Raw genomic sequence first — 12,445 nt, forward strand, 5'->3', positions numbered from 1 at the left:
GGATACTCACGGGGAACATATTCGGTGAGGAACCGTTCTTCTTCAGTGGCCATCAGCTTCCTGTCAGTACCGTCCGGGTGGCCCAGTGCGGGGAGGTGCAGAAGTTCGACCGGGCAATGATCAAGTCGGTGCAGCCCGTTCGTCGAGCCGGCGGACCGACTCCCGCACCGCCCCGTGCAGCATGACCTCCAGATTGCCGACCACGCGGTAAGGATGTTCGACCATGCCGTCCGCGACCCATCGCAGCACCACGGCGAGCACGGCCGAAGTGTAGAAGTCGACCACCAGCACGCGGTCCTGCAGGCGCACCGGTCCCCCGCCTTCCCGGTCCATTACAGCCTCGGTGACAGGCCGCATCTGCCAAAACAGGAACCGCTCGAGCCCGGGCTGGCCCACCCCGCTGAGCACCCCGAGCGTCGATGAGCGGTTGTCGCGCATGTACCGCATCAACCAGACCAGTCCGTCGGCCCATCCCACCTCAGCGGCGAAGGTTCGGACCCGGCGGGCGACCTCGGTCTCGAACACCCATACCGCGAGGTGCCGCACATCGGGGAAGTGGTAATAGAACGCCTGCCGCGTCAGTCCGCAGTCACGTGTCAGTTGCGTGACCGTCACCTTGTCGAGCGGCTCGGTGCGCAGCCGGGCTTTCAGCGCGGCTGCCAGAGCCTCGCGTGCCCCGGCATGCCGCTCCGTTTCGGTATCCTCTTCGGTCATGCCTGAAGGTAGCACCGGGCGTTTCTAGACACATCTCAACAGGTGTCTAATGACGCGGAACGGCGGGCTTTTTACCTTAGAAATGAACGGCACGCATGCCGCGGGCCGCTAAGGAGAGGTCCCCAACGATGTTCTTGTTCGAATCGATTCCCTGGTATTCCTGGGCGATGTTCGGCGTCGTCCTGGTTGCCCTCATTGCGCTCAACGAGGTGACGCGGCGCTGGAAGTGGGCCGGTCTGGCCTTCTTCGTGGCCCTGCCCATCCTCCTGACCCTGTTCGTGTGGCCCACAACGGCCGGAGACGGGTCCTCCACAGGCACCTGGTTCCACTGGGTAAAGGTGTACTCGGCACTCCTCGGGTGCCTGGGCTTCATGCTCATTCGGTACGTCCCGCGGATGGCACAGAACCGCTGGATGCTGATGTTTCCTCCGCTGATCCTGGCGATCAACATCGCCGAAGCTGTCATCCGCGACGTCGAGGTGGCCGGTCTGCAGGGCATGCACGACGGCGTCTTTATGGTCGGCGGCCCGTGGAACTATATGAACGCCATCGCCGGCATCCTGAACCTGCTCACCATCTGTGGCTGGACGGGCATCATCGTGTCGCGTGACAAGTCGAAAGACATGATCTGGCCGGACATGATGTGGTTCTGGATCATCGCGTACGACCTGTGGAACTTCGCCTACGTCTACAACTGCGTCGGTGACCACGCCTTCTACGCCGGTGCGGCTCTGCTCATCTCCTGCACCATCCCCGCGTTCTTCCTGAAAAAGGGTGCATGGCTGCAGCACCGCGCCCACACCCTGGCGCTGTGGATGATGTTCACGATGGCGGTCCCGACGTTCGTGAGCACGTCGCCGTTCGCCGTCGAGTCTTCGCACAACCCAACCGCGCTGTTCGTCGTGTCGGCCATCTCGCTTGCGGCCAACATCGCCGTCGCGGTCTACCAGGTGTTCACCATTCTCAAGTGGCACCGCAACCCGCTGCGCGACGAGCTGTACACCCACCTGCCCCAGTACCGGGAGGTGCGTGACGCGAACCTTCCCGTCGCGTCTTCCGTGCCCCTGCCGGCGTCGCCGGAGGTGGACCGAAGGGTCACCGTCTGACCTCGCTGTCCGCCTCCGGTTCCGGCCGGGTGCACAGCGACACCACGCGCCGTGGTCGAGTCTCCACAGGTTCGACCACGGCGGCCGCCGTATCCGGCCACGGCCCGCCGGATCGAAAACCGGACAAGAAAAAACCCCTCCTGATCGGACGTTTCGCCTGATCAGGAGGGGTTTCGTGGAGCCCCCTGCCGGATTCGAACCGGCGACCCCCTGTTTACAAGACAGGTGCTCTGGCCAGCTGAGCTAAGGGGGCGGTGCCGGCCAAGCCGGCTGCGCGCCGTCGTCGTGCCCTGCCAAAAGGCAAACACGGTGACTGCGCTAGTCAAGGTTAACCCAGAGCGCCCGTTCCCGCGAAACCCAAACAGGTTTCACGCGAAACGGGCGCTGCGGGCGAAGCCCCAAAACTTACTTGTTGGCGTCGATTGCCGTCTGAACGGCGGTTTCGAAGTCGTTGGCGTTGGTCTCGGCGCCGTTGACGTACACCGTGGGCGTTCCGCTGACGTAGTCCACGCGGGCCAGGCGGTCCGTGTAGTTGACGAAGGCGCGGAAGCCGTCGTTCTGGATGCAGTCGGCTGCGTCGCCGGCGCCCACGGACTCGGCCATTTCGGCCAGCTCCGCATTCTTCATTTCGCCGTTTTCGTAGTTCGAGAACACGGCGTTCATGAAGTCCCAGTACGATCCCGGGTTGCTGTCGGCCACGCATGCGGCTGCGTTGGCGCCGCGCGAGGAGAAGTTGCTGGGTGACCCGCGGTCCAGGAAGGCCACCGTGCGGTACTCGTAGGTAACTTCGCCGGCGTCCAGCCAGGACGCGACCTTGTCCTCGTAGGTTTCCTCGAAGTCGGCGCAGTGCACGCAGTTCACGTCCACGTAGACCACAATCGGAACCGGCTCGCCGGCCGCCGCGGCGGTGATGCCCGGCGGAACGGGGGCGTCGTCCTTGGCTTCTGTGGGCGCTTCGGGCAGCGAGGCGACGTCGACGTCGAACGGCTCGGTGGACTTCAGTTCCGATGTGGAGGTCAGCGTGATGCCGCCGTATTCATTGGCGTTGGCCGGCGCCGGGCCGGTCTGAGCTTCCGTGCCGCTGCCGCCGCGCATGGAGTCAATCACGATGAGCGCAACGACCACTATGATCGCCACCACGGCAACGACCACGCCCCAGCGCACCAGGAGCTTGTTGCGCCGCTCCTTTTTCTTCTGTGCTTCACGCAGGGCGCGCGCCTGTTCACGCGCAGCAGCCGTGCGATCGGCCTTGCTGGGCTTGGGGTTCCGCTCAGTCATAGTTCCTCATGTTTTCTCTCACGCCTGCCCGGTTGGGCAGGCGGCCGGCAGGCAACAGTTTAGGCCACCAAGCCATGCTGCCCTTACTTCCAACGCCCGCAGCAGACACAAAGTTTCCGGCCTTGGATAGAGTGGCATAAATACAAAAGCCAACCAAGGGGTGCATATCGTGAACGCTGCTGCCGCTGATCCTGCAGAAAAAAATGCCACGGACGGGTATGGCGATTTCGATTTCATCGTAGTTTCCAACCGCCTTCCCGTTGACCGGGTGAATACCGAAGACGGCGAAAGCTGGCGCCGCTCCCCCGGCGGGCTCGTCACCGCACTGGCTCCGGTCATGGCCAAGGCCGACGGCGCCTGGGTCGGCTGGCACGGAGCTCCGGACGAGGAGCTCAAGGAGTTCGACCACGACAATATGCACCTGCTGCCGGTGCCGCTGAGCGACTCCGAGGTGGAGCTGTACTACGAGGGATTCTCCAACGCGACCCTGTGGCCGCTGTACCACGACGTCATTGCCCCGCCTGAGTTCCACCGGACGTGGTGGGATTCGTACCGGACCGTCAACCGCCGGTTCGCCGACGCCGCCGCCACCATGGCGGCCAAGGGCGCCACTGTATGGGTACAGGACTATCAGCTGCAGCTGGTCCCCCAGATGCTGCGCAGGGACCGGCCCGACCTCAAAATCGGCTTCTTCAACCACATTCCGTTCCCGCCGCTGGAGATCTTCGCCCAGCTGCCGTGGCGCAGGAACATCATTGAGGGCCTGCTGGGAGCGGACCTCATCGGCTTCCAGCGCCCCTCGGATGCCAGCAACTTCCTGCGCTGCGTCCGCCGCTTCGCCGGGCATTCCGTCCGCCAGCAGCAGGTGCACGTGACCAACGAGGACGGCGTGTCCTACGTTTCGCGGGCCGAGTCCTTCCCCATCTCCATCGACGTGGACCAGATCACCGAGCTGGCCAAGCGCGAGGACATCATCGAACGCTCCCGGCAGATCCGCCGCGAGCTGGGCGATCCCAAAACGGTGCTGCTGGGCGTGGACCGCCTGGATTACACCAAGGGCATCAGCCACCGCCTCAAGGCGTACGGCGAGCTCCTTGAAGACGGCAAGCTCACGGTTGAGGACGCGTCGCTGATCCAGGTGGCCAGCCCCAGCCGCGAGCGCGTGGAGCAGTACCGGCTGCTGCGCGAAGAAGTGGAAGGCACCGTGGGCCGGATCAACGGCACCTACGACACCATGGGCAGCACCGCCATCCGCTACCTGCACCACAGCTATCCGGTGGAGGAAATGGTGGCCCTCTATCTGGCCGCCGATGTCATGCTGGTCACCGCCCTGCGCGACGGCATGAACCTGGTGGCCAAGGAATACGTGGCCGCCCGCATCAACAACACCGGAGCCCTGGTCCTGAGCGAGTTTGCCGGCGCCGCGGACCAGCTGCGCCAGGCTGTCCTGGTCAACCCGCACGACATCGACGGATTGAAGAGCTCCATCCTTGATGCCATTAACATGCCGGACCGCGAGGCGCAGCGGCGCATGCGGCTGATGCGCCGCCAGGTCCTTCAGAACGACGTCGAGCGCTGGTCCAAGAACTTCCTCAACGCACTGCAGCAGACGGAGACTGAGACGGAGAGCGGCAAATGAGCGAACTTCCCGCAGGCCTCCCGGAGGCCCTGGAACAAATGGCGGCTGCACAGACGCTGCTGGTGGCACTGGATTTCGACGGCGTGCTGGCCCCCCTGGTGGAACACGCCGACGACGCGCGCCCCCTGCCCGGGTCCGCCGCCGCCGTCCGGGAGCTGGCTTCCCTGCCCAACACCTTCACCGCGATGATTTCTGGGCGCGCACTGGACAGTCTCCGCCGGGTCGCAACCCCCGAACCGGAAACCCTGCTGATCGGCAGCCACGGCGCCGAAGCCTGGACCGGGCCCGATGCCGAGCCGCTGCAGCTGACTCCGGAACAGGACCGGCTGCTGGACCGGGCCCGGGCAGCAGTGGAAGAAATCATTGGCTCCCATCCGGGCACCTGGATGGAAACCAAGCCCGCCGGCGTCGTACTGCACACCCGGAGCGCGGCCGACGACGTCGCCGCGGCAGCCACCGAAGCAGCCCGCGCCCGGCTTACGGCCATTGACGGGGTACAGGTGACTGACGGCAAGCGGGTCCTCGAGACCTCCGTGGTTCACAGCAACAAGGGCGAGGGAATCCGGACGCTGCGCACGCTCACCGGCGCGACGGCGGTGCTCTTCGCCGGCGACGACGTCACCGACGAGAACGGTTTTGCTGCCCTGCTCCCCGGTGATCTGGGCATCAAGATCGGCCCCGGCGACACCCGGGCATCCTTCCGGGTCCAGTCGCCGGAGGCGTTCACCGGAGTCCTGGAGACCCTGCTCGAATTACGGCGCGACCGGGGCTAAGTGGTGCCGCCGGGCGGGTATGGCATACTGACCCTGTGACCGCGGCCACAACCGCTGCCACCTGTTCCTTAATTCAATAGCACTTCACAACGGATCGTCGGGCACGTACCTGCCCGTGAAGGAGAAATATCATGGCAACGGTAACGTTTGACCAGGCCACGCGCCTGTACCCGGGCACGGATCGCCCGGCAGTCGATAACCTCAGTCTGGAGATCGCCGACGGCGAGTTCCTGGTTCTGGTGGGTCCCTCCGGCTGCGGAAAATCCACCTCCCTGCGCATGCTCGCCGGACTCGAAGACGTCAACTCCGGCCGCATCCTCATCGGAGACAGGGACGTCACCGACGTTCCGCCGAAAGACCGTGACATTGCCATGGTTTTTCAGAACTACGCGCTCTACCCGCACATGTCCGTGGCCGACAACATGGGCTTCGCACTGAAGATTGCCGGCGTCGGCAAGGAAGAGCGGCTGGAGCGGGTCCGCGAGGCGGCGAAGCTGCTGGACCTCGAGGACTACCTGGACCGCAAGCCGAAGGCCCTCTCCGGCGGGCAGCGGCAGCGTGTTGCCATGGGCCGCGCCATCGTGCGTAACCCGCAGGTCTTCCTCATGGATGAGCCACTGTCCAACCTTGATGCCAAGCTGCGCGTCCAGACCCGTACGCAGATCGCGTCGCTGACCCGGCGCCTTGGCGTCACCACCGTCTACGTCACCCACGACCAGGTTGAGGCCATGACCATGGGCGACAGGGTTGCGGTGCTCAAGGACGGCATCCTGCAGCAGGTGGACACTCCGCGGAACCTGTACGACCACCCGAACAACGTCTTCGTGGCCGGCTTCATCGGTTCCCCGGCAATGAACCTGCTGGAGCTGCCCGTTGTTGACGGCGGTGTAGCCTTCGGCGGTGCCGTCTACCCGGTGGCGAGTTCGGTTCTTGGTGCTGCTGCCGGCAACACCGTCACGCTCGGCGTCCGGCCCGAAGACCTGGAGATCGTGGATTCCTCCGGTGCGGGCCTGAAGGTGGAGGTCGACGTCGTGGAGGAACTCGGTGCCGATGCGTATGTATACGGGCACACCACCCTTGACGGCACGGATCGGGACATGGTGGTCCGTGTCGACGGGCGCCGTCCCCCGATGAAGGGCGACACCCTGTTTGTCCGCCCGCAGGTGGGCCATGTGCACCTCTTCGACACCAGCAACGGTGAGCGCCTGGCCGACCACGCCTGATCTGCCCGCCTCAATGCGGTGGCCCCCTCGACTGAACTAGACTCGTTGAGGGGACCACCGCATTGCTGTTTAACCAACAACGCTCGACAAAGGGCATGTGTTATGACCGAACCTGCAGGCGCAAACTGGCGAGACGAACCTACCGACTGGGACCAGCCGGGCAAACTGCCGCGGCTTCATCTCTCCACTCCGGAAAAGGCCCTTGCCTCCCTGAACATCACTGCGGCATCCATGGATCCCGCGCTTTTGGACCTGCCCTGGCATCTGCCGCTGGAGGACTGGCCCAAGGAGAATCTGGCGGCTCTGCCCCGCGGCATTTCCCGGCACGTGGTCCGCTTTGCCCGGATGGGTGATTCGCTCATCGCGATCAAGGAAACCAGCGAACACGTGGCCCGGCAGGAATACCACATGCTGCGCAAGCTGCGGCGGCTGAACGTCCCTTCAGTTGCGCCGGTTGCGGTCATCACCGGCCGGTATGACGTCCACGGCGAAGAGCTGCAGCCGGTCCTCGTCACCAAGCACCTGCGCTTCTCGCTGCCCTACCGTGCCGTTTTTTCCCAGACCCTGCGCGAGGTCACCCTCACCCGGCTGATCGATGCCCAGGCCCTGCTGCTGGTCCGCCTGCACCTGGCCGGGTTCTACTGGGGCGATGTTTCGCTCTCCAACACCTTGTTCCGGCGCGACGCCGGGGCCTTTGCCGCCTACCTCGTAGATGCTGAAACCGGCGAGCTCTACCCGGAGCTGTCCCGCGGCCAGCGCGAGTACGACCTGGAGATCGCCAGGGTCAACATCGCCGGGGAGCTGATGGACCTCGCTGAAGGCGGGTTGATCGAGGAAAGCGTGGATCCGCTGGCCACGAGCGAGCGGATCATGGACAGCTACCGCAACCTCTGGGCGGAGCTGACGGAAAAGGAATCCTTCGAGCTCGGCGAACGCTGGCGCGTGAATGCCCGCATCCGCCGCCTGAATGACCTCGGGTTCGATGTCGACGAACTCACCATCAAAACCACCGCCGACGGAACCCAGGTCCAGCTCCAGCCCAAGGTGGTCGACGCCGGACACCACCAGCGCCGCCTGCTGCGCCTGACCGGGCTTGATGCCCAGGAGAACCAGGCCCGCCGGCTGCTGAACGACATGGATTCCTACCGCGCAGACAACAACCCGGACCTTGACGAGGAGCTCAGCGCGCATCTGTGGGTAACCCAGGTCTTCGAGCCGATCGTGAAATCCGTACCGCGTGAGCTCGGCAGCAAGCTCGAGCAGGCCGAGGTGGTGCACGAGGTCCTCGAGCACCGCTGGTACATGTCGGAAAAGGAAAACCGGAACGTTCCCATGGCTGAGGCAGTGCAGTCATACATGGACACGGTTCTCCGCCACCGCCGGGACGAGGCTGCCATCCTGCTCACCGCAGACACCAGGACCATGAAGATCCTGGACTCCGGCGGCGCACCTGAGCAGATGTCCTGAGGTTGTCCGGATCACCGGGGTCTATGCCGGATCTCACCGCATAACAGGGAAAAGGCACCGCCGGCAGGGCGTTAACAACTATAGGTAGCATTCATGCTAGATAGGAGGTCCCTGCCCAGTTATGTCCACACCAGTTGTTTCCCACCCACCGGGAGCCACTCTTCAGACCGTCCCCGTCCATGTACCGCCAGCGGGTCAGGAATGGTGGCGCTCCTCAGTCATTTACCAGATTTATCCCCGGTCCTTCCGTGATCTCAGAGGTGACGGAATCGGCGATCTTCGGGGTATCACCGAAGAGATTCCGACGCTGGCCGAACTGGCCATCGACGCCGTCTGGCTATCACCGTTCTACCGGTCGCCGCAGAAAGACGCGGGTTACGACGTTGCAGACTATTGCTCGGTGGACCCGCTTTTTGGCACTCTCGAGGACTTCGACGCCCTCGTAGCCCGGGCCGGCGAGTATGGTATCCGCGTCATCGTGGACCTGGTCCCGAATCACTGCTCCGACCAGCACCCCCTCTTCCAGGCAGCGCTGGCGGCGGCACCCGGCTCGCCGGAGCGGGACATGTTCATCTTCCGGGACGGCAGGGGCGAGAACGGGGAGAACCCGCCGAACAACTGGCAGTCGCACTTCGGCGGCCCGGCCTGGACACGGATTACCAATCCGGACGGCACGCCGGGGCAGTGGTACCTGCACCTCTTTGATTCCTCCCAGCCCGACTTCAACTGGGACAACCCGGCGGTGAGGGACGAGTTTGAACGAATCCTGCGCTTCTGGCTCGACCGCGGTGTCGGCGGCTTCCGGGTGGACGTTGCGCATGCGCTGATCAAGAAGTCCGGCCTGCCCGACTGGGGCGGAGCCGCCGACGGCGCGTCCTCCGAGGGCTTCCCCGGCTCTGCGGCTCCCATGTTTGGACAGGAAGGCATTCACGAGATCTTCCGGTCCTGGCGGAAGCTTCTGGATGAATACGACGGCGACCGCGTTCTCTGTGCCGAGGCGAACGTGGACCCCGTGGAGCGCATCACCGACTGGGTCCGCTCCGATGAGATGCACCAGGCGTTTAACTTCGCCTACCTCAACCATCCGTGGGAGCCGAAGGCGCTGCGGGACATTATCGAAACTTCTCTGCGGGCCTTCGATACCGTTGGTGCGCCCACCACCTGGGTACTGTCGAACCACGACGTCGTCCGCCACGTTTCCCGGTTCGGGCTGGAATCCAACAAACTGCGCAGCGGAGACGGCATTGGCCCGCGGGACAGCCAGCCGGACTATCTGCTGGGCGCGGACCGCGCCCGGGCCGCCACCATGCTCATGCTGGGCCTGCCCGGCGGTGTCTACCTCTATCAGGGCGAAGAGCTCGGCCTGCCCGACCACACCATGATGCCGGACGAGTTCCGCCAGGACCCCACCTACCACCGGACCGCCGGCGCGCGGGTAGGCCGTGACGGCAGCCGTGTTCCGCTGCCGTGGCGGGTCAATGAGCCCTCGTTCGGGTTCAGCTCCGTCGGCCGGTCCTGGCTCCCGCAGCCGGCCTACTGGGGCCGCTACTCCCGGGACGTTGAACAGCGGGACCCGTGGTCGTCGCTGAATATGTACCGCCAGGCCCTTTCCGTCCGGCGGGGCCTGGGACTGGGTGCCGGTTCCCTGGAATGGTGGCCCGAGCACGATGCCGAGGGTCTGGTGGCCTTCGTCAACGGCAGCGTCCTGGTCGCAATGAACATGGGCGAGAAGCCCGTGCAGCTTCCGGACCTTCCCGTTCTGGCAACAAGCTCGCCGTCAGCGATGGAAGGCACCCGGCTGCGGCCAAACCGCACGGTGTGGCTGAAGCTGGACTAGCGCGGGAGAATCGCTTTTCCGGGATTAAGGATTCCGGCCGGGTCGAAGGCATCCTTGATCCGGCTCTGCAGATCGCGTAGTTCTTTCTGCTGTTCCTGCGCCAGCCAGCGGAGCTTGAACTGGCCGATCCCGTGTTCGCCGGTGATGGTACCGCCCATGGCAAGGGCCACTGTGATGGATTCATCGAGGGCGGCGTCCAGCCTCAGGGCTGCGGCGCTGCCCTCAGCAGTTTCCACCCAGAAGGTGGGATGCAGGTTCCCGTCGCCGGCATGCGCCACGACTTTCAGCCGCACGTCGTGATCTCCGGCCATCCGGTGCAGCTCGCGGATATAGGAGACCAGCCGGGACCGCGGAACAGCCACGTCCTCCCCCACGCGGAGCTGGGTGTGGACGGCATCGCCGCGGCTGTGCCGGCGCAGGTCCACCAGGCGCAGCGCTTCTTCGGAGCCCTCCAGGCTCACAGTCCCGCCCAGGGCCGCGAGGACGGACCGAACCACTTCAGCTTCGGCGTCGGCTCCGTATCCGTCAGTCTGGATCAGCAGCAGCGCTTCGCCCCGGCTCCGCAAGCCGGAACCGTGGACAGTGTCGAGGGCCGTCATGGTTGCGCCGTCGAGCAGTTCCATAATGGCCGGCTGCACCCGTGCCTTCCCCACGGCGAGGACTCCGGCGGCTGCACTGTCGAGGTCGGGGAAAAAGGCGGCGAGGGTGCAGACCTTGACCGGCAGGTAACGCAGCCGCACGGTAATGCCCACCACGATTCCCAGTGTCCCCTCGGAACCGGTGAACAGGCTCGTCAGGTCATACCCGGCGACTCCTTTGAAGGTTTCCTGTCCAGTGGTAATGAGCGTCCCGTCCGCCAGGACGACGTCGAGTGACAGGACAGAGTCCCGCGTCACCCCGTACTTCGCGCAGCGCAGACCGCCGGCGTTGGTGGCTACATTGCCCCCGATCGTTGAAATGCGGTAGCTGGCCGGATCCGGGGCGTACATCAGCCCGTATTCGGCAACGGCCGCGCTGAGCTCGGCGTTGATCACTCCCGGTTCGACCCGGGCGATTTCATCCTCCGGGCGAATTTCCAGGATTCGGTTCATGCGCTCCAGACTGAGTACTATGCACCCGGCGGTGGCATGCGCTCCCCCGGAAACACCGGTCCCGGCACCCCGCGGCACCACGGCAGTTCCGGTACGCGAAGCCCAACGGAGCACCTCCTGGACCTCGGCCGCCGACTCTGGCCGGACAACCGCCAGCGGATTGGCGTAGTCCAGCACCGGCCCCTGGTCGCTCGCATAGGCTGCCAGTACCTCGGGGACAGTATCGACGGCGATGCCGGGCAGGGAGCCGGCCAGGTCCGGAAGTGCGTGTGCGGTCATACGAGGATGCTACCGGGCTCCCATGAACCGCGCGTACCGGTCAAGAATCTGCGGCCAGGCAGCGGAGAAACCCAGGTGCGTTTCCACGGCCTCGGCCACCTGGCCGAGACCGGAATGCGTCAGGCTGATCCTTGTCTCATTTTCGCTCAACGGGGTAAAAGTGACACGGACTTCCGTGGGCGTCCCCGGACTGTGCCCGGCCACCCAGTCCAGTGCCAGCTCAGCGTCCTGAACCCTGCTGGTCACCGTTGCCCACACTGCCGTTTGTCCGTCCGGTCCCGTCTCCGTGAGGGAAGCGGCTTCAAACTCCGGGTGGGTCCCCTCCCCGAATTCCGTGTATTGCTCCGGCCACCACAGGTGCAGGTACTCGGTAAAACCGTTGAACGCCTCGTGCAGCTCGCGCGGGACAACACGTTCCAGGACGATGTCCTGAACGGCGGCGGCTTCCTTCGCGGGATCCGGCTGCTCGGCGTGGGAGAAAAGGGAAGAGTTCATCGTTCAACCCTAGCCGGATCGGCTGTCCGTTGTGCCCCTGCCATTTGGATCACTGCGGCCCCGGACGGATAACACGACGGCGGCCCCGGACGGCCAACACGGCGGCGGCCCCGGACGGATAGCACGCGGCGGCCCTCCCTGCCTCCGACCCCATTCCCGGCCCGGCCGGCGGTTCTGCCCCATCCTTTCCCCGCGAGATGGCAGTAAGTGCTCTTCCCGGCGCTCAGACGTGCCGTTGCTGCCATCTCGAGTGAGAGGAACCCAACACGTGTGAGGGGAAACAGGGGGGTTAAACACGTAAGGCCCCGCCCGCCAGGACAGGACCCCACACACCCGCAGCTGAACACCCGCTACCGAAGAACCGCTGGGTTAAACAACCGGGGGTTAAACAACCGGGGGTTAAACAAACGGGTGCTTAAACAGCTGAGGCCCGCACCACACGGTGCGGACCTCAACCTCTCTGCCAGAATTTGTCCGGCGGTGACCTACTCTCCCACATCCTCCCGGATGCAGTACCATCGGCGCTGTGGGTCTTAGCTTCCG

10 protein-coding genes, 1 tRNA gene and 1 rRNA gene are annotated in these 12,445 nt (G+C 64.8%); 6 read left to right on the forward strand and 6 right to left on the reverse strand.

Annotation, left to right across the window (positions count from 1 at the left end):
- Positions 1-120: 120 nt before the first annotated feature.
- Entirely contained in the window at positions 121-714 is a 594-nt protein-coding gene (locus WKB88_RS16975) for a TetR-like C-terminal domain-containing protein (protein ID WP_341395737.1), read from the reverse strand.
- A gap of 128 nt (positions 715-842) precedes the next feature.
- Here WKB88_RS16975 and WKB88_RS16980 point away from each other — a divergent pair, with 128 nt between their 5' ends.
- Entirely contained in the window at positions 843-1,820 is a 978-nt protein-coding gene (locus WKB88_RS16980; RefSeq protein ID WP_341395738.1) for a DUF5692 family protein, read from the forward strand.
- A 176-nt stretch (positions 1,821-1,996) separates the two neighbouring features.
- Here WKB88_RS16980 and WKB88_RS16985 read toward each other — a convergent pair.
- Positions 1,997-2,073 (reverse strand) — tRNA-Thr (locus tag WKB88_RS16985).
- 152 nt (positions 2,074-2,225) lie between these two features.
- A complete protein-coding gene (locus WKB88_RS16990) occupies positions 2,226-3,098 on the reverse strand; it encodes a DsbA family protein (RefSeq protein ID WP_341395739.1) in 873 nt (290 codons plus the stop codon).
- Between the two features lie 169 nt (positions 3,099-3,267).
- On the opposite strand from WKB88_RS16990, the gene WKB88_RS16995 reads away from it, so the two are divergent.
- From WKB88_RS16995 to WKB88_RS17015, 5 genes are all read left to right on the forward strand, one after another.
- Positions 3,268-4,737: an alpha,alpha-trehalose-phosphate synthase (UDP-forming) gene (locus WKB88_RS16995; protein ID WP_341395740.1), complete on the forward strand. Its 1,470-nt coding sequence runs from the start codon at positions 3,268-3,270 to the stop codon at positions 4,735-4,737.
- Positions 4,734-5,510 (forward strand): trehalose-phosphatase, encoded by a 777-nt coding sequence (gene otsB / locus WKB88_RS17000; protein ID WP_341395741.1) that lies wholly within the window; start codon positions 4,734-4,736, stop codon positions 5,508-5,510. The genes WKB88_RS16995 and otsB overlap by 4 nt, the downstream gene beginning before the upstream one ends.
- Positions 5,511-5,641: 131 nt before the next feature.
- Positions 5,642-6,733, forward strand: coding sequence for an ABC transporter ATP-binding protein (locus tag WKB88_RS17005; RefSeq protein ID WP_341395742.1), 1,092 nt, complete (start codon positions 5,642-5,644; stop codon positions 6,731-6,733).
- Positions 6,734-6,835: 102 nt separating this feature from the next.
- Entirely contained in the window at positions 6,836-8,200 is a 1,365-nt protein-coding gene (locus WKB88_RS17010; protein WP_341395743.1) for a DUF4032 domain-containing protein, read from the forward strand.
- 121 nt (positions 8,201-8,321) lie between these two features.
- Positions 8,322-10,037: a glycoside hydrolase family 13 protein gene (locus tag WKB88_RS17015; RefSeq protein ID WP_341395744.1), complete on the forward strand. Its 1,716-nt coding sequence runs from the start codon at positions 8,322-8,324 to the stop codon at positions 10,035-10,037.
- Here the strand turns inward: WKB88_RS17015 and WKB88_RS17020 are convergent.
- From WKB88_RS17020 to rrf, 3 genes are all read right to left on the reverse strand, one after another.
- On the reverse strand, positions 10,034-11,407 hold the full coding sequence (locus WKB88_RS17020; RefSeq protein WP_341395745.1) for an FAD-binding oxidoreductase: 1,374 nt from the start codon (positions 11,405-11,407) through the stop codon (positions 10,034-10,036). The two genes, WKB88_RS17015 and WKB88_RS17020, sit on opposite strands and share 4 nt — an antisense overlap.
- Positions 11,408-11,416: 9 nt before the next feature.
- The gene (locus WKB88_RS17025) at positions 11,417-11,902 is read right to left on the reverse strand and encodes an SRPBCC domain-containing protein (RefSeq protein ID WP_341395746.1); all 486 of its coding nucleotides are present in this window, start codon (positions 11,900-11,902) and stop codon (positions 11,417-11,419) included.
- A 472-nt stretch (positions 11,903-12,374) separates the two neighbouring features.
- A 5S ribosomal RNA gene (rrf, locus tag WKB88_RS18265) occupies positions 12,375-12,445 on the reverse strand; the annotation flags it as partial.

This window comes from Arthrobacter sp. G119Y2 (assembly GCF_038069765.1).
GTDB lineage: Bacteria > Actinomycetota > Actinomycetes > Actinomycetales > Micrococcaceae > Arthrobacter_B.